This is a genomic window from Streptomyces sp. bgisy130, assembly GCF_057708345.1.
The window spans coordinates 332,030-348,182 of the sequence record NZ_JBYISA010000004.1 but is presented as its reverse complement, the minus strand read 5'-3'; the positions used below and the strand labels follow the sequence as shown (position 1 = coordinate 348,182).

16 protein-coding genes are annotated in these 16,153 nt (G+C 73.4%); 5 read left to right on the top strand and 11 right to left on the bottom strand.

Annotation, left to right across the window (positions count from 1 at the left end; all coding sequences use genetic code 11):
• Window positions 1-36: 36 nt before the first annotated feature.
• Window positions 37-1,029 (bottom strand): Rossmann-like and DUF2520 domain-containing protein, encoded by a 993-nt coding sequence (locus AC3EUV_RS08815; RefSeq protein ID WP_432146459.1) that lies wholly within the window; start codon window positions 1,027-1,029, stop codon window positions 37-39.
• A gap of 290 nt (window positions 1,030-1,319) precedes the next feature.
• Between AC3EUV_RS08815 and AC3EUV_RS08810 the strand changes: the two genes are divergently transcribed.
• Complete coding sequence (locus AC3EUV_RS08810) at window positions 1,320-2,591, top strand: threonine aldolase family protein (RefSeq protein WP_435602580.1); 1,272 nt, start codon at window positions 1,320-1,322, stop codon at window positions 2,589-2,591.
• Between the two features lie 174 nt (window positions 2,592-2,765).
• Here the strand turns inward: AC3EUV_RS08810 and AC3EUV_RS08805 are convergent, their stop codons facing one another.
• Entirely contained in the window at window positions 2,766-3,032 is a 267-nt protein-coding gene (locus AC3EUV_RS08805; protein WP_432146457.1) for a hypothetical protein, read from the bottom strand.
• Between the two features lie 100 nt (window positions 3,033-3,132).
• Here AC3EUV_RS08805 and AC3EUV_RS08800 point away from each other — a divergent pair, with 100 nt between their 5' ends.
• On the top strand, window positions 3,133-4,248 hold the full coding sequence (locus AC3EUV_RS08800; protein WP_435602579.1) for a DUF5937 family protein: 1,116 nt from the start codon (window positions 3,133-3,135) through the stop codon (window positions 4,246-4,248).
• A 151-nt stretch (window positions 4,249-4,399) separates the two neighbouring features.
• Here AC3EUV_RS08800 and AC3EUV_RS08795 read toward each other — a convergent pair whose 3' ends face one another.
• Entirely contained in the window at window positions 4,400-5,083 is a 684-nt protein-coding gene (locus tag AC3EUV_RS08795) for a response regulator (RefSeq protein ID WP_432146455.1), read from the bottom strand.
• 115 nt (window positions 5,084-5,198) lie between these two features.
• Window positions 5,199-6,407, bottom strand: coding sequence for a sensor histidine kinase (locus AC3EUV_RS08790; RefSeq protein WP_432146454.1), 1,209 nt, complete (start codon window positions 6,405-6,407; stop codon window positions 5,199-5,201).
• 172 nt (window positions 6,408-6,579) lie between these two features.
• Here AC3EUV_RS08790 and AC3EUV_RS08785 point away from each other — a divergent pair, with 172 nt between their 5' ends.
• Together AC3EUV_RS08785 and AC3EUV_RS08780 are read left to right on the top strand one after the other, a co-directional pair.
• Window positions 6,580-7,614, top strand: coding sequence for an SAM-dependent methyltransferase (locus AC3EUV_RS08785; RefSeq protein WP_435602578.1), 1,035 nt, complete (start codon window positions 6,580-6,582; stop codon window positions 7,612-7,614).
• A gap of 44 nt (window positions 7,615-7,658) precedes the next feature.
• Window positions 7,659-8,801: an NADH-quinone oxidoreductase subunit D gene (locus AC3EUV_RS08780; RefSeq protein WP_432146452.1), complete on the top strand. Its 1,143-nt coding sequence runs from the start codon at window positions 7,659-7,661 to the stop codon at window positions 8,799-8,801.
• 151 nt (window positions 8,802-8,952) lie between these two features.
• Here AC3EUV_RS08780 and AC3EUV_RS08775 read toward each other — a convergent pair whose 3' ends face one another.
• The 4 genes from AC3EUV_RS08775 to AC3EUV_RS08760 all read right to left on the bottom strand — a co-directional run bounded on the left by AC3EUV_RS08775 (window position 8,953) and on the right by AC3EUV_RS08760 (window position 12,822).
• Window positions 8,953-10,179 (bottom strand): hypothetical protein, encoded by a 1,227-nt coding sequence (locus tag AC3EUV_RS08775; protein ID WP_435602577.1) that lies wholly within the window; start codon window positions 10,177-10,179, stop codon window positions 8,953-8,955.
• 64 nt (window positions 10,180-10,243) lie between these two features.
• The gene (locus tag AC3EUV_RS08770; RefSeq protein ID WP_435602575.1) at window positions 10,244-11,209 is read right to left on the bottom strand and encodes an ABC transporter substrate-binding protein; all 966 of its coding nucleotides are present in this window, start codon (window positions 11,207-11,209) and stop codon (window positions 10,244-10,246) included.
• 26 nt (window positions 11,210-11,235) lie between these two features.
• Window positions 11,236-12,084, bottom strand: a complete 849-nt coding sequence (locus AC3EUV_RS08765) for an ABC transporter permease (RefSeq protein WP_435602574.1) — start codon at window positions 12,082-12,084, stop codon at window positions 11,236-11,238.
• Window positions 12,085-12,087: 3 nt separating this feature from the next.
• Window positions 12,088-12,822, bottom strand: a complete 735-nt coding sequence (locus AC3EUV_RS08760) for an ABC transporter permease (RefSeq protein WP_432146448.1) — start codon at window positions 12,820-12,822, stop codon at window positions 12,088-12,090.
• A 175-nt stretch (window positions 12,823-12,997) separates the two neighbouring features.
• Between AC3EUV_RS08760 and AC3EUV_RS08755 the strand changes: the two genes are divergently transcribed.
• Window positions 12,998-14,236, top strand: coding sequence for an ABC transporter ATP-binding protein (locus AC3EUV_RS08755; protein WP_435602573.1), 1,239 nt, complete (start codon window positions 12,998-13,000; stop codon window positions 14,234-14,236).
• 107 nt (window positions 14,237-14,343) lie between these two features.
• Here the strand turns inward: AC3EUV_RS08755 and AC3EUV_RS08750 are convergent, their stop codons facing one another.
• The 3 genes from AC3EUV_RS08750 to folB form a co-directional block, all read right to left on the bottom strand.
• A complete protein-coding gene (locus AC3EUV_RS08750) occupies window positions 14,344-14,835 on the bottom strand; it encodes a DUF3180 domain-containing protein (RefSeq protein ID WP_387247548.1) in 492 nt (163 codons plus the stop codon).
• A 123-nt stretch (window positions 14,836-14,958) separates the two neighbouring features.
• Window positions 14,959-15,606: a 2-amino-4-hydroxy-6-hydroxymethyldihydropteridine diphosphokinase gene (gene folK, locus AC3EUV_RS08745; protein ID WP_432146446.1), complete on the bottom strand. Its 648-nt coding sequence runs from the start codon at window positions 15,604-15,606 to the stop codon at window positions 14,959-14,961.
• The gene (folB, locus tag AC3EUV_RS08740) at window positions 15,603-15,962 is read right to left on the bottom strand and encodes a dihydroneopterin aldolase (RefSeq protein ID WP_387247550.1); all 360 of its coding nucleotides are present in this window, start codon (window positions 15,960-15,962) and stop codon (window positions 15,603-15,605) included. The genes folK and folB overlap by 4 nt, the downstream gene beginning before the upstream one ends.
• Window positions 15,963-16,153: the final 191 nt, after the last annotated feature.

Genomic DNA, 16,153 nt, shown 5'->3' with positions numbered 1-16,153 from the left:
GGCCCGGTTCGGGGGGCGGGCTCAGGGGCGAGGCGGTCATCGGTCGCCTCCCTCGGGGCCGTGGCCGGGTGCGTCGGGGTCCGGGCCGGAGGTGTCGGGGGCGCCCGGGGTGGTGCCGGGGCCGTCGCCGGAGTCGGCGAGCACTTCGAGCAGGTCCTCGGCCAGCTCCGGCTTCAGCAGACCGTGGTCCAGCGCCCGGTCCGCGGTCGTACGGGCCATGGCGAGATACCCGGCGACGCTCTGCGGCGCGTGCCGGCGCAGCTCGGCGATATGGGCGGCGACGGTGCCGGCGTCGCCCCGTGCGACCGGGCCGGTGAGCGCCGCGTCACCGGACCGGAGCGCGTTGTCCAGGGCGGCGCCGAGCAGCGGCCCCAGCATCCGGTCCGGGGCCTGCACCCCGGCCTCGTGGAGCAGTTCCATCGCCTGGGCGACGAGCGTGACCAGGTGATTGGCGCCGATGGCCAGCGCCGCGTGGTAGAGCGGACGGGCGGACTCCGCGATCCACTCGGGCTCCCCGCCCATCTCGATGACCAGCGCTTCGGCGGCCATCCGCAGCTCGTCGGGCGAGGTCACCCCGAACGAGCAGCCGGCCAGCCGCTGGACGTCCACGGAGGTGCCGGTGAACGTCATGGCCGGGTGCAGGGCGAGCGGCAGGGCGCCGACCCGGGTGGCCGGGTCCAGGACCGCCGTTCCGTACCGCCCCGAGGTGTGCACCAGCAGCTGGCCGGGCCGTACGGCACCGGTCTCGGCGAGGCCGCTCACCAGGCCGGCCAGGGCGTCGTCGGGGACGGTCAGTAGGACCAGGTCGGCGCGGGCGAGGACCTCGGCCGGGGGGACCAGCGGAACGTCGGGCAGCAGCTCGGCGGCGCGGCGTACGGAGGCGTCGGACACGCCCGACACGGCCACCGGGCGATGCCCCGCGAGCTGAAGCGCGGCGGCCAGGGCGGGCCCGACACGGCCTGCGCCCACGACCCCGACGGTCAGCCGGGCGGGTCGGTCCTGGGCCTCGAGGGGTGGGGGTGCATTCACGCGGCTATGGCCTTCCGTTCCAGTCCGCGGGGGGTACCGGACGATTCCTGGCCATGCTACGCGAGTGTTTCCGGTGACTTCAGAGCTGTGCGGAAGGTGAGACCTGGGTCTCTCCCGGGAGTTATCCACAGGGGTCGCGGGGCCGCGCGGGGCTGGGCGACCATCGATGCGACGGCGCGCGAAGGCGCGGGGCAAGGGCAGGACCGGGGGGTGTGAGGCGGATGAGGCAAGCAGGCGGACGCGACACGGACGGGGGCTCGCGGGGGGCTTCGGGCGGGGCGCCGGGCGGCATGTCGGGCGAGGTGGCGGACGGAGCTTCGGGCGAGGTGGCGGGCGGCGCTTCGGGCGGGGCGGGAGACGCTGCGGCGGGTGGTGCTCGCGTGGGGCGGGAGCGGATGCGGGCGGCGTTGCGCGGTGCGCGGCGGGTGCTGCCGACCGGCGTCCGGAGGGAGACGGTCCGCGAGCGGCTGGACCGCCTGGTGGCCGACGCCCCGGCCGCCTACGACCTGGACGGCTGGACGGACCTCTACGGCAACGACGACGGCATCATCGGCGAGCTGGAGCGCCGGACCGCCGGCGCCCTGGGCATGGAGGCCGCCGTCTTCTTCCCGACCGGCACGATGGCCCAGCAGGTGGCACTGCGCTGCTGGGCGGGGCGTACGGGCAATGCGACGGTCGCCGGCCATCCGCTGTCGCACATGGAGGTGCACGAGGGCGATGCCTGGGCGGTGGTCAGCGGGCTGCGCATGGTGCATCCGAGCCACGCGCCGCGGCCACCGACCGCCGCGGAGATCTACGACCTGCCGGAGCCGTTCGGGGCCCTCGCCCTCGAACTCCCGCTGCGGGACGCCGGGTTCGTGCTGCCGACGTGGGACGAGCTGACCGCGACGGTGGCGGCCGCGCGGGACCGCGAGGCGGTGGTGCACTTCGACGGCGCGCGCCTGTGGGAGTGCGGCCCGCACTTCGGCCGCCCGCTCCCGGAGATCGCGGCCCTCGCGGACAGTGTGTATGTCTCCTTCTACAAATCGCTGGGCGGCATATCGGGCGCCGCGCTCGCGGGCACCGAGGACTTCGCCGAGGAGGCGCGGGCCTGGCGCCACCGGTACGGCGGCCGGCTGTTCCAGCAGTGGCCGGCCGCGCTGGCCGCCCTGGCCGGGCTGGACCGTGAGCTGCCGCGGCTGCCCGAGTACGTGGCCCACGCGAAGGTGGTGGCCCGTGCGCTGGGCGAGGGCCTGGCCGAGGCCGGTGTGCCGTGGTTCCGGGTGCACCCCGCGGTGCCGCACACCCACCAGTTCCAGGTGTGGCTGCCGCACCCGCCCGAGCTGCTGAACGAGGCCGTCGTGCGCCAGGCGGAGCAAACCGGCACCGCGCTGTTCGGGCACTGGGACGAGCCGGGGCCGGCCGGCCCGCCCGGGGTGTCGATGACGGAACTCACGGTCGGCGCCGGCGCCCTGGACTGGACGGAGGGCGACATCAGGTCGGCGACCGGGGAGTTCGTGGACTTCATGAACCTTGTGCGGCGCGCGGGAGGGGGTGCGGCGGGCGGACCTGGCGAGAGCTGAGGTGGGTGAGCACGGCTGGAGGTGAGGTGGGGCGTCAGGAGCTGGGGTGGGTCGTCACGAGGTGAAGCGCGCCGACAGGAGGTGAGGCGGGTCATGACGAGGCGAGGCACGTGGCCGGGAGGTGAGGTGGTTCATCACGAGGTCATGCGCGCGGCCAGGAGCCGGGATGGGCCTTCAGGAGCCGAGGCGGGCGGGTGCGCCGTCCCGGGCACCCGCGGCGCCGGCGTCCCGGTGGAGCAGGGCTGTGGCGGCTGAGCGTACGGCGCGGCGGATGCGGGTCGGCAGGTGGTCGGCGGGGGCCGTGACGACGGCTCGGAAGCGGTGCCACTGCCGGATCTCGCGGGCGGTCCGGACGGTGTGGGTGCCCGGGGCGGGCGGTGCGGCTTCGCCTCGCTGGGCGGCGCGGTAGAGGTCGAGGAGGTGTTGCTGACCGGCGTTCATATGCCTCACTGTGCGGCGGTCCGGCCGCGCGGGGCGCGTGGATTGACGAGAGCCGTCAATTGGCGTCCGCGCAGGTGGGAGCCTCGCGCATGATGGGCGCATGGCCAACGTCATCGACATCACCGGGCTGCCGCCGGACCGCGTCGTCTTCACCCCGTCCCCCTTGGCGGAGCTGGGCGCCGCGCTGCACGCGCTGTCCGAGCCGGGACACCACCCCGGGCTGCACGGCTGGGTCACCGCCACCAACGCGGCGCTGAAGACCGACCTCGCCGACCGGCTGTGCGAGGCGGACATCCTGTGGCGGTCCTCCCGTTCCGACATCCTGCTGCCGGCCCGCCCCGGGGCGACGCTGGCCGAGGACCTGGACGAGCTGGACAAGATCGACGACGAGCGGTTCGTGGCCGCCGCGTTCGAGATCACCTGCTCGCCGCGCTACACCCAGCCCACCCCGTCGCCCCTGGTCGACGCGGGCGAGCGGGCGCGCATACGGGAGATGGCCGCCGCGCGCGGCCCCCGGCAGGCGGCCTTCACCGACCGGATGCTCACCGACCCCGACGGCCTGCGGGTGTGGCTGCGCCGTCTGTTCGAGGACTGCGAGGAGGCGTTCTTCGGGGACATCTGGCGCCGGGTGGGCATCCAGCTGGCGGCCGATGCCCGGCACAAGACCGAGTTGCTGCGCCGCAAGGGCCTGGCCGAGACGCTGTCCGCGACCTCACGGGCGTTGTGGCTGGAGGACGCCCAGGACGGTGGCGGCGGCAGCAGCACCCGCATCGTCCTCGACAAGCTCGCCCAGGGGCGTACGACGGCGTTCGCGGACCCCGCGGATCCGGGCGTCACCTTCCTGCCGACGTCGTTCGGCTGGCCGCATCTGGTGTTCGCCCATGCCCGGGGCTGGCGTCCGGTGCTCCAGTACCCCGTCGCGAGCCCGGAGTTGCCGGCGCCGGCCGCGCTGGAACTCGTCCAGCAGCGGCTGGAGGCGCTGGGCCACCCGATGCGGATGCAGCTGTGCCGCACGCTGTCGCGGGGGCCGCATTCGACCGGGGAGCTGGCGGAGGCGTTCGGCAGCACCTCGCCGGAGGTGTCCCGGCATATCGCGACGCTGAAGAAGGCCGGCCTGATCCAGACCCGGCGCCGTGGGCGCTATGTGCTCCACCAGCTGGACCTCCAGGTGGTGGCCCGCCTGGGCAGCGACTTCCTCGAGGGCGTGCTGCGCTGAGGGCGGGGGCCCAGCGGGCTCCGGCCCCGGGCCACGCTCAACAGCCCGGTACCGCGCGGGGGCTCGTACGTCCCCGGCCCGCCACCCCGCCCGCCGGTCGTCAACCACCCCACCACGCAGGCCTCATACGCACGCCCCCATAGGCCGAGCCCTAAGCCCCCGTCCCCCCAGCCCGGACCAGCCCCGTCTCATAGGCCAGGACCACCGCCTGGACCCGGTCGCGGAGGCTCAGCTTGGTCAGGATGCGGCCGACATGGGTCTTGACCGTGGCCTCTGAGAGCACCAGCCGTGCGGCGATCTCGCCGTTCGACAGGCCCTGGGCGACCAGCAGCAGGACCTCCCGCTCGCGGTCCGTCAGCCGGTCCAGTTCGGGGCGGGACGGTTCGCCGGAGGTGGCGGGCAGCATCGGCGTGAACCGGTCGAGGAGCCGGCGGGTGGTGGACGGCGCGACGACCGCGTCGCCGCTCTCCACCGCCCGGATCGCGGCGAGCAGTTCACTCGGCGGCACATCCTTGAGCATGAAGCCGCTGGCCCCGGCCTTCAGCGCGGAGAAGGCGTACTCGTCGAGGTCGAAGGTGGTCAGGATGAGCACCTTGGGGGCGTCCTTCTTCTGCCCGCCCTCACAGATCCGGCGGGTGGTCTCCACCCCGTCCAGATGCGGCATGCGGACGTCCATGAGGATCACGTCGACCTGGGCGCCGCGCAGCACCTCCAGGGCCTCCACACCGTTGCCCGCCTCCGCGACGACCTCCATGTCGGGCTGTGCGGCCAGCACCATCCGGAAACCGGTGCGCAGCAGCACCTGGTCGTCGACGAGCATCACGCGGATGGTCATGTGCAAGGGTCCCTTCGGACAGGAGTGGGGCTGAGCGTACGGGGTGAGCGCGGGTGGCGGGTGCGCCGGTGGTCCGCAACGGAGGACGCCGTTCCGGCCTGAGCGGTTGGCCTCCTCATCGTGCCGATTTCAACGGGAGCACGGCGCTGACCCGGAAGCCGCCGCCCGGCCGCGGCCCCGCGGTCAGGGTGCCGCCGACCATGCCGACCCGCTCGCGCATCCCGATGAGGCCGTGGCCGAGGCCGTCCGACCCGCCCTCCTCGTAGAGCTCGCGCTGCGCGCCGCGCCCGTCGTCCTCGACGAGCAGATCGAGATCGTCGTCCCGGTAGGAGAGCCGGACGGTCGCGCCGACATGGGGGCCGCCGTGTTTGCGGGTGTTGGTGAGCGCTTCCTGGACGATGCGGTAGACGGTCAGTTCGACGCTGCTGGGCACCTCGCGGGGTTCGCCCTCCCGCCGGAAGTCGACCGGCAGTCCCGCGCTGCGCACCTGGTCGATGAGGTCGGTGAGCTGCTCGACGCCCGGCTGGGGGACGTATTCGCCGCTCTCGGGCTGCTCGCCGGTGCGGAGGACGCCCAGCAGGCGGCGCATTTCGGCCAGTGCCTGGCGGCCCGTGCCGGAGATCGTCTCCAGCGCCTGGCGGGTCTGGTCGGGCGCGGTGTCGAACACATAGGCGGCGCCGTCGGCCTGGACGACCATCACCGAGACGTTGTGGGCGACGACATCGTGCAGTTCGCGGGCGATACGGGCGCGCTCGGCGGCGACCGCGATCCGGGACTGCGCCTCGCGCTCCTTCTCCAGCCGGGCGGCCCGCTCCTCCAGCTGTGCCCAGTAGGCGCGGCGGGTGCGCATGGAGTCGCCGAGCACCCAGGCCAGCACGAAGGGCACGGTGAGCAGCACGGTGATGAACAGGCTCGCCCCGACGCCCGCCCGGCCGTAGGCACCTTCGCCGAAGCGCCAGAAGGAGAGGGCGGGACCGAAGACGGCGCCGATGAGTGCAGAGCGGGAGGCCCAGCGGGGGACCGTGGGCCCGGACGCGACGGTGTAGGTGATCACGAACATCGCGGCGTCGCCGGGGTTGGCCTCGATGCCGAAGACCAGTTGGCCGACGCCGATGGCGGCGGTCAGCAGCAGCATCTTCACGGGGGCCCTGCGGCGCAGCGCGACGACGAGGCACAGGCCGATCGTGAAGATCAAGGCGATGGCCTGCGGGGCGCCGGAGGTCTGGAACGTGACCCACAGGAGGGTGAACCCGAAGAGGGGGACGGCCCAGAAGGTGTCCACCCCTGTCGGGTGCCTGCGGAGGAAGTCATAGAGGCGCTGCACGTAACCCAGCGTAGGCACCGTGAATACGTGTACGAGTCAACCGCACGAGCGATCCTGGGCGCCGGGCCTACTCCCCAAGGTGGAGGCTGTCTGCACCACCTGTGGCGGACCGCTGGACGGATGGCACCTCGTGCCGTCGGCCGGGCCGACGCCCGCCCGTACCGTGGGGCAGATGACGAACGAGTGGTGCGGGTGGCGCGAGGCCACGGAGCGGGCGCTGTACGGCCCGGACAACGGCTTCTACACCCGGCCCGGCGGCCCCGGCCCGGCCGGCCACTTCCGCACCTCCGTGCATGCCTCGCCGCTCTACGCGGGTGCCGTCGCCGCGCTCCTGGGCCGCGTCGACGCCGCGCTCGGCCGGCCGGACGAGCTGGCGCTGGTCGATGTGGGCGCGGGGCGCGGCGAACTGCTCACGGGCGTGCTGGCCGCGCTGCCCGCGGAGGTGTCCGCACGGGTGCGCCCGTATGCCGTCGAGCGCGCCACGCGCCCCCAGGGGCTCGATCCGCGGATCGACTGGCGGGGCGAGCTGCCCGCGCCGGGTTCGGTCACCGGGCTGCTGTTCGCGAACGAATGGCTCGACAATGTGCCGGTCGAGGTCGTCGAGACGGATGAGGACGGTGTGGCGCGCCGGGTGCTCGTCCGCGCCGATGGCACGGAGCGGCTGGGCGAGCCGGTGGACGGCGCGGACGCGGACTGGCTCCGCCGCTGGTGGGCGCCGCCCCTGAGTGCCGACGCCACCGGAGGCGGCTCCCCCGGGCTGCGCGCCGAGATCGGCCGCCCCCGGGACGCGGCCTGGGCACGGGCCGTCCGTACGCTGCGCGCCGGACTGGCCGTCGCCGCCGACTACGCGCACGAACGGGGCGACCGTCCGCTGTTCGGCACGCTCACCGGCTTCCGCGACGGCCGCGAGGTGCCGCCCGTCCCGGACGGCAGCTGCGACATCACGGCACATGTGGCGCTGGACGCCTGCGCCGGGCCGTCGGCGGAGCGGCTGACCCAGCGCGCGGCGCTGCACGCCCTGGGGGTGACCGGCCGGCGCCCGCCGCTGACCCTGGCCTCCAGTGACCCGGCCGGGTACCTGCGGGCGCTCAGCACGGCCGGCGCGGCGGCGGAGCTGACCGACCCGGCGGGCCTGGGTGGTTTCGGCTGGCTCGTGGAGCCGGTGGGCGGGGAATGTGCCGGGCTGCTCAAGGGGTGGGACGCCTGAGGGCCAGGGCTTCTGCCCGGCGGGCGTCCTGCAAGACTGTTCCCATGACGGAGACGACGGTCGGCATCGGCGGCGCGGCGGAGAGCACCGACATGGTGCTGAACATCGGCCCGCAGCATCCCTCGACGCATGGCGTGCTGCGGCTGCGCCTCGTCCTGGACGGCGAGCGCATCCAGCACGCCGAGCCGGTGATCGGCTATATGCACCGCGGCGCCGAGAAGCTCTTCGAGGCGCGCGACTACCGCCAGATCATCATGCTCGCCAACCGGCACGACTGGCTGTCGGCGTTCTCCAACGAGCTGGGCGTGGTGATGGCCGTCGAGCGGATGCTGGGCATGGAGGTGCCCGAGCGTGCCGTCTGGACGCGGACCCTGCTCGCCGAGCTGAACCGCGTGCTGAACCATCTGATGTTCCTCGGCTCGTACCCGCTGGAGCTGGGCGGCATCACCCCCGTCTTCCACGCCTTCCGGGAGCGGGAGGAACTCCAGACCGTCATGGAGGAGATCTCCGGCGGCCGGATGCACTACATGTTCAACCGCGTCGGCGGCCTCAAGGAGGACCTGCCGGCCGGCTGGCTCGGCCGGGCCCGGCAGGCGGTGGCCGATGTGCGCTCCCGGATGGACGTCTACGACAACCTGGTCCTGGGCAACGAGATCTTCCGCGGCCGGACCCGCGGGGTCGGGGTACTCGCGCCGGAGACGGTGCATGCGTACGGGGTCTCCGGGCCGATCGCCCGCGCCTCCGGTGTCGACTTCGACCTGCGGCGCGACGAGCCGTATCTGGCGTACGGGGAGCTGGGGTCCACGCTCCGGGTCGTCACCCGGGAGGAGGGCGACTGCCTGGCCCGCTTCGAGTGCCTGCTGGCGCAGAGCCACAATGCGCTCGAGCTGGCCGACGCCTGCCTGGACCGCCTCGCGGAGCTGCCGCCGGGCCCGGTCAACCAGCGGCTCCCCAAGGTCCTGAAGGCCCCCGAGGGCGCGACCTACGCCTGGACCGAGAACCCCCTCGGCATCAACGGCTACTACCTCGTCTCCAAGGGCGACAAGACGCCCTACCGCCTCAAGCTGCGCTCGGCGTCCTTCAACAACATCCAGGCCCTGGTGGAGCTCCTCCCGGGCACCCTGGTCGCCGACATGGTCGCCATTCTCGGCTCGCTGTTCTTCGTGGTCGGGGACATCGACAAGTAGGCCCGCTCGGCGGTCGTACGCGCCGCCGGCCGTCCACAGCCTGTGGACAGCGATCCGCCGCCCCGGAAAACGGTCCGGCCCCGGAGCTGAGGAACGCTCCGGGGCCGGGTGGCTGTGTGGTCGGGCTGGGCGGTCGGCCTGTGCGGCCGGGTCAGGAGATGGCGGTGCGCAGCGGGGCGAGGTCGAGTTGTTCGGTCTCGTCGTGGGCGGTCAGATCGATGACCTCGCCGCTGCCGGTGGTCGTCGCCCCGTCGGCCTGTGTGTCCCCGGCCTCGGGCTCCGCCGGCTGCGTACGGGCGGACTGTTCGGCGAGGGCCTCTTCTCCGACGACGTCCGCCAGATCCTCCTCCAGCGGGGGGCTGGCGGCGGTCGCGTTGCCGAAGAAGTCGAAGCCGCCCGTCGCGCGGGACGCGGTGGGGCGGGACGGGGCGATGGCAGCGGCGGTGGCCGGCACCGGGCGGAGCGCGGGTCCGGCGGCGGTGGCCGTACGGGCGGGGCCGGCCTCGCCCGTGCGCGGTGCGGCTGCCGCCGGGGCCTTCCCCCGGCCCTGCTCACCGTCCTGGCCGCCCTGGGCGTCGCGGGCGGCGGGCGGTCCGGAGCGGGCGGCCCCGTCGGCCCCGGCGCCGCTCTTCGACAGCTGCGCGGCCTTCTGGGCGGCGCGCTGCCGGGCGGCGTTGCGCGCCAGCCGGCGCAGCGCCTGGTCGGCCTGCGCGAAGGTGGCGGGGGCCGGGCGGTCCGGGGTCGTGGCGGGCGCGCGCCGGGCCGGGACGGCGGCCGCCCCTGCGCGGGACGCTGCGTCCTGCGCGGGGCCGTCGCCCTTGTCCCGGTGCAGCGGGGAACTGGGGTGCGGGGTCGCGAGCTTGGGGGACGCATGGAGCGCCAGGGAGAGACCGGCGACGGCCGGCAGCGCCTTGGCGGGGGCGGCGGCCTCGATGGCGAGCAGCCGGCGGCCCTCCAGGGCGCTGGCCCGTTCGGTCTCGGCGGTGGCGTACCGGCGGAGCAGATCGGCGTGTTCGCTGCGCAGCCGGGCCAACTCGGCGCGCTTGGCGCGGAGTTTGGCCTCCAGGCCGGCCCTGAGCTCGCGGGATTCCTCGACGTCCGTTTCGAGCTCGGCTATCCGCTCCTCGGTACGCCACTCGTCGCGCACCCGGGCGCGGTGGAGTTCGGCGACCTGCCGGCCGGCCGTACGGTCCCAGGTCCGCAGAAGGACGGCGCCGGTCAGTGCGGCGGCGGCCGCGCCCGCGGCGAGCACCCGTTGCACCAGATCGTCGCCGACAAACCACGCGCCCGCGGCGCAGGCGATTGACGCACCGGCGACCGTCGCGGGAGGAAGCAGCCGGTGGAGGGGTGGTGATTGGCGGTGGCGTCCTCGTGGCATGGCCAGAAACTTACCGTGCGTGCGGGACCTATGGGGCCCCGCACACCGATCCGTTTCCCGCTGGTTACTTCTTGACCAGATTCCTGGACTCCACATAAGCCTGTGCGACATCCGCGGGCTTGAGTCGTTCGGCATCGACCTTGCGGTTCAGGTCGATCAGGTCTGCGGTCGTGAGCGCCCGGGTGAGCTTCCCGAGCGCGCCGGCTATCTCCTTGTCACCGGCGCTCTCGGCATTCACCACCGGCAGCACATTGTCGGCGTTCTGAAGCTTCTTGTCGTCCTTCAGCAGCACCAGACCGAAGGTGTCGAGCGTGGCGTCCGTGGTCGTGGTGAGCACCAGCTGGTCGGTGCCGTCCTTGACCGCCTGCTTGGCCTGCGGGGTCCCGACGCCCTTGGGATCCAGCGCCGTGATGTCGATGCCGTACGTCTTCTCCAGGCCGGGCTTGCAAAACACCCGGGTCTCGCACTCCTCCCCCGCGGCGAGCTTCACCTTCTGCTTCGATTTACCGAGGTCGGAGAGGGTCTTCAGGCTGTTCTCGGCGGCGAATTCCCGGCTCACCGCGAACGCGTTCTGGTCCGTCGCACCGCCCGCCGGCAGGACCTTCAGCCCGCGCGGTGCGGCGAGCTTCTCCAGGGCCTTCACCGTCTTGCCGATGTCACTGGAGGCGACGGGCTTCGCCTTGCTGCCGTTCGCCTTCGCGTTGAGGAATTCGGCGAGGGTGGAGGCATATTCCGGAACGACATCGATCTGGCCCTTCTCCAGGGCCGGTTCATAGAGCTCGCGATTGGCCAGGGTCTGCACCCGGGTGCGGTATCCGGCGTCGGTCAGGACCCTGGAATAGATCTCGGCGAGCACCTTCGACTCGGTGAAACCGGCCGAGCCGATGACGAGCTCGCCCTTGCCACCGCCCTTCCCGCCGCCGCCCTTCTCCTCCAGGCTCTGGCCCCCGCACGCGGCCAGGCCGGCCGCCAGGGTGATCACTGCGCCCGCGGCCACCGCGGTGCGCGCCACACGCGACGTGCTGCTCATGGATGCCACCATTCAGTCCGTTCGGATCAGGTCGGGTCGAGTCGTGCCGGATCGGGTCGGGTCGTCGCCCGGGGGTCGGTCGCCGGGGTCGGTGCACCGGGGGTCAGGGGGCCAGGGGCCGGTGCACCAGGCGTGGGTACGCCGGCACCCCGGGCACCCGGGGCCGCGCCCGTGCCCTTGGTGGGCCGCGACGCCGTACGCGCCGCGCGCCGCCGGCCCCGCATCGGGTCGAGGAGCCGCTCCGCCAGGACGAGGGCGCCTTCCACGGCCAGCGCGAGCACGGCCACCAGCACCGCGCCCGCGACCACTTGCGCGGTGTCGTAGTTGCCGAAGCCGGCGGTGATGATCCGGCCCAGCCCGCCGCCGCCGGCCAGCGCGGCCAGCGTCGCGGTCGCGATCACCTGGACCGTGGCCGACCGCAGACCGGTCATGATCAGCGGATAGGCGAGCGGTATCTCGACCCGCAGCAGCAGCTGCGGCCCCGACATGCCCATCCCGCGCGCCGCCTCGACCACATCGCGGTCCGCCTCCCGCATGCCCAGATAGGCGTTGGTCAGCAGCGGCGGCACCGCGAAGAGCACCAGCGCGATGACCGTGGGCCAGTCGCCCTGCTTGCCCAGCGGACTGAGCGTCAGCAGCACCAGGACCGCGAAGGTCGGTACCGCGCGCCCCACGTTGGACAGATTGACCGCCAGCGCCCCGCCCTTGCCGAGGTGCCCCAGCCAGAGGGCCACCGGCAGGGCGATCAGACAGGAGAGGACCAGGCACAGCCCGCTGAGCCAGAGATGCTCGGCGAGCCGGTGCCACACCCCCTTCTCCCCGGCCCAGTTGGCGGCCGTCGACAGCCACTGCCACGCGCCCGTGATCGCCCCCATCGCTCAGCCCCCCGCCTTCGCCGTACGGGCGCCGCGCCGCGCACCGGCCCTCGCCCGCCCGCGCACCCGCGTCCAGGGCGTCAGCAGCCGCTGGAGCCCCATCAGCAGCAGATCGGCGAGCAGCGCCAGCAGCACGCAGAGCACCGACGCGGTCAGCACCTCCGCCTTGAAGAAGCCCGCCATGCCGTCGGCTATCAGATTGCCCAGGCCCCCGTAGCCGACGACGGAGCCGATGGTCGTCATCGCCACCGTCGAGACCGTGGCGATCCGCAGTCCGGCCACCAACGCGGGCAGGGCCAGTGGGAGTTCGACCTCGTACAGCAGCCGCGCCGGGCCGTAGCCCATCCCCCGGGCGGCTTCCCGCACCTCGGCGGGCACGGCCTGAAGACCGGCGAGGATGTTGCGCACCAGGATCGTCAGCGAATACAGCACCAGGCCCGTCACGACCACGGCCGCCGAGACCCCGAAGACCGGGGTCAGCAGCGCGAACATCGCCAGCGAGGGGACGGTGTAGAGAACCGTCGTCAGCCCCAGGACCGGCCCCGCGGCGCCCCGCCACCGCCGGGCCACCAGCGCCAGCGGAAAAGCGACCAGCAGGCCGAGCACCACGGACACGGCCGTGATGCCGAGATGCTGGACCGTCGCGTCCACCAATTCCTGGCTACGGGTGCGCAGATACTCACCGCAGATCCAGTCGTTCGTCTCCAGGCAGCTCGGCCCGGCAGCACCACCACGCATGGCGCGTCACCTCCCCCGCCCCGGTCGCTCACCGATCCGGTGACTGTCTGCGACCCTAACCCCGACCACTGACAACCGGCCCGCTCCCGCTGCTCACCGGCCGCTTCGCCATGCACCCGCAACACCGCGTTCACGACCGCCCGGCCACAATGGCCGTACACCACTGGGGGGATGCATGATCCGCTTCGAGCACGTCACCAAGAGTTACCCCGACGGCACCACGGCCGTGGACGACCTCTCGTTCGAGGTCGCCGAGGGCGAACTCGTCACGCTCGTCGGGCCGTCGGGCTGCGGCAAGACCACGACGATGAAGATGGTCAACCGGCTGATCGAGCCCACCAGCGGCCGCATCCTCCTCGGCGGCGAGGACATATCCGCCCTGGACCCCGTGCAACTGCGGCGCCGTATCGGCTATGTCATCCAACAGGTCGGCCTGTTCCCCCACAAGACCGTCCTGGACAACACCGCCACCGTCCCGCACCTTCTGGGCCGGCCGCGCAGCGAGGCCCGGGCGCGCGCCGCCGAACTCCTCGACCTGGTCGGCCTGGACCCGTCCACCTACGGCGACCGCTACCCCGAGCAGCTCTCCGGTGGACAGCGCCAGCGCGTCGGAGTGGCCCGCGCGCTCGCCGCCGATCCGCCCGTCCTGCTGATGGACGAGCCGTTCGGCGCGGTCGACCCGGTCGTGCGGGAGCACCTCCAGAACGAGTTCCTGCGGCTTCAGTCCACGCTCCGCAAGACGGTCCTCTTCGTCACCCACGACCTTGAGGAGGCGGTCCGGCTCGGTGACCGGATCGCCGTCTACGGGGCGGGGCGCATCGAGCAGTTCGACACCCCGGCGACGGTGCTGGGCGCCCCCGCGACCCCGTACACCGCCGAGTTCGTCGGCGCCGACCGGAGCCTGAAGCGGCTCTCCGTCACGCCCGTCGAGCCCGGCGACCTGGAACGGCCCCCGGTCGTCCGCCTCGACGACCCCGCGGACCGCGCCGCCGGGCTGCTCGCCGCCGACGGTGCCTCCTGGGCGGTCGTCCTGGACGCCGACGGGGCGCTGCACGGCTGGGTCCCGGCCGCGGCGCTCACCGGCGCCGGTGCGGCACCGGCGGACGGGTCCGGTCCGGACTTCGAGAAGCGCGCCCCACGGGCCACCACCGTCCGCGAGCACGCCCGGCGGATGGATGCCCGGCTCCCGCTCGGCGCGCCGCTCAGGCAGGCGCTGAGCACGATGCTTCAGCACGACGCGGGCTGGGTCGCGGTCCAGGACGGCGACCGATTCCTGGGGGTCCTCACCCCCGCGCGGCTGCACACCGCGCTGCGCCGTGCCACCGCTGCGGACGCCGCGCGGGTCCCGCGCGGCAAGGTGTCACTCGATACGGTCCCGGGCCCCGGCGTCCCGGCCCCGGGATCCGCCGGCTGATCCGCGCGGCGGCCCGCCGCGGCACCCGGCCCGCCCCGGCGCCGCTCCCCGGGCCCGGACCACGCCTCCACTGCCCCGGACCACGCCTCCACGGGCCCCGACCGGCGTCACACCGAAGCGTCGACCCCGCCGTTCCCGTTTCCGTCGTCCTCGGGCAGCTTGCACACCCGCTCCAGGAAGATCGCCGCGGCGACCACCGCCGCTCCGGCGACCACCGACAGCGCGGCGTAGATCGCCTGGTCCCGGCGCGGTGCGACATCGAGCCCGGCGGTCAGCAGAAAGACGCCGACGCCGCCGTACAGCCCCGCGACCAGCGCCGCCACCAGCGCGCTGGCCTGCCCGAAGACCACCGCCCGGGCGGCCATCATCGGCTCGACGCCCTTGGCGCCCGGCCGGCGCTCGCGCTGAGCGCGCAGCCGCGAGCGGAGCGAGAACGCGGTGGCGGCGAGCACCGCGGCGATCAGCGCCAGCACGATCGGGGCGGCCACCGGAACGCTGGGGAGGGTGCCGAACGAGTCCCACAGCCGGGCGCCGCCCCAAGCCAGCACCCCGGCCGCCAGAAACAGCCCGACCAGCACCTTGATGTGTAGCTGCTTCACCGAGCGATCGCCCCTCGCGCCGTCATGACCTTTTCCGCCGTCACGGCCGTCCTTGTCGTCCTGGCCGCCTCGTCCGGTCCGTACGGATGCATCCCGCAGGGAGCCGACCCGCAACCTTAACGACTACTCCGGCAGCCGCAGTTCCAGGTCCGCCCGCGGTTCCACACCGTCGCGGCCCACCGCGGACAGCAGTTCGGCCACCGCGCCGCGCCCGGGGACCACGGCCTCCGGGTCGATGTCGTGCCACGGCACCAGCACGAACGCCCGCTCATGGGCGCGCGGGTGCGGCAGCGTCAGCCGCGGGTCGTCGGAGAGCACGTCCTGATACGCCAGGATGTCGACGTCGATGGTGCGCGGGCCCCAGCGCTCGTCGCGGACCCGCTCGAATGCCTCCTCGATCGCCTGCCCGCGCTCCAGGAGGGAGGACGGCGGCAGCGTCGTCTTGATCAGCACCACGGCGTTGAAGTACGACGGCTGGGAGCCGGGGTCCACGCCCCACGGCACGGTCTCGTAGACCGGGGAGACCGCCTTGACCCGCAGCCCCGGGGTGTCCTCCAGCGCGTCGACGGCACCCTGGAGGGTCTCCAGGCGGTTGCCGAGATTGCTGCCGAGGGAGATCACGGCGCGTTTGGGATTGGAGAGCGTCACATCGGCGGCGTCCACCTGCTCCACTACGGAGGCGGGCACCGGCTGCACGGTCGGATCACCCATACCGGGATGCCCGGCGGCGGCCCCGTGCGAAGTGGTGGTCGGGTGGCGGGTGGGCTTCATACTCGGCTCCGAGTGATGGTGATGGTCACGTCGTCGAAGGGGACGGTGATCGGCGCGTCCGGCTTGTGCACCACCACCTCCACCTCCTGCACGCCCTCGTGCTTGAGGCACTGCTCGGCGATGCGCTCAGCCAGGGTCTCGATGAGGTCGACGGGCTCGCCCTGGACGACGGCCACCACCTCCTCGGCCACGACGCCGTAGTGCACGGTCTTCGCGAGATCGTCGCTCGCCGCGGCCCGGCGGGTGTCCAGACCGAGCACCACGTCGACGATGAAGGTCTGGCCCTCCTCGCGCTCCCGGGGAAACACCCCGTGGTGGCCCCGGGCCTTCAGCCCACGCAGCGCGACACGATCCACGCGAATCACTCCCACTGGTCCACGGCACCTCTGGCGCCACTGTTCGTCGGATTCCGGGCAGCCGCCGGAGCGATCCGGCAACACTGCCCCGCCGTCGAATCTACCTTCGAGTACCGGCAGTCCTCGCCCACGGGGGCTATGGACAAGACCCCGTCCTGCTGCTAAGCGCTACCTGGCGGGGCAGCAGCCAG

Excerpts from the sequence above, each read along its gene's own strand:
- AC3EUV_RS08810 (WP_435602580.1), top strand. The coding sequence starts at position 1,320 with ATGTCGGGCGAGGTGGCGGACGGAGCTTCGGGCGAGGTGGCGGGCGGC.
- AC3EUV_RS08795 (WP_432146455.1), bottom strand. The coding sequence starts at position 5,083 with ATGACCATCCGCGTGATGCTCGTCGACGACCAGGTGCTGCTGCGCACC.
- AC3EUV_RS08760 (WP_432146448.1), bottom strand. The coding sequence starts at position 12,822 with ATGCGTGGTGGTGCTGCCGGGCCGAGCTGCCTGGAGACGAACGACTGG.
- AC3EUV_RS08805 (WP_432146457.1), bottom strand. The coding sequence starts at position 3,032 with ATGAACGCCGGTCAGCAACACCTCCTCGACCTCTACCGCGCCGCCCAG.
- AC3EUV_RS08780 (WP_432146452.1), top strand. The coding sequence starts at position 7,659 with ATGACGGAGACGACGGTCGGCATCGGCGGCGCGGCGGAGAGCACCGAC.
- AC3EUV_RS08765 (WP_435602574.1), bottom strand. The coding sequence starts at position 12,084 with ATGGGGGCGATCACGGGCGCGTGGCAGTGGCTGTCGACGGCCGCCAAC.
- AC3EUV_RS08755 (WP_435602573.1), top strand. The coding sequence starts at position 12,998 with ATGATCCGCTTCGAGCACGTCACCAAGAGTTACCCCGACGGCACCACG.
- AC3EUV_RS08785 (WP_435602578.1), top strand. The coding sequence starts at position 6,580 with ATGACGAACGAGTGGTGCGGGTGGCGCGAGGCCACGGAGCGGGCGCTG.
- AC3EUV_RS08800 (WP_435602579.1), top strand. The coding sequence starts at position 3,133 with ATGGCCAACGTCATCGACATCACCGGGCTGCCGCCGGACCGCGTCGTC.
- AC3EUV_RS08770 (WP_435602575.1), bottom strand. The coding sequence starts at position 11,209 with ATGAGCAGCACGTCGCGTGTGGCGCGCACCGCGGTGGCCGCGGGCGCA.
- AC3EUV_RS08775 (WP_435602577.1), bottom strand. The coding sequence starts at position 10,179 with ATGCCACGAGGACGCCACCGCCAATCACCACCCCTCCACCGGCTGCTT.
- folK (WP_432146446.1), bottom strand. The coding sequence starts at position 15,606 with ATGAAGCCCACCCGCCACCCGACCACCACTTCGCACGGGGCCGCCGCC.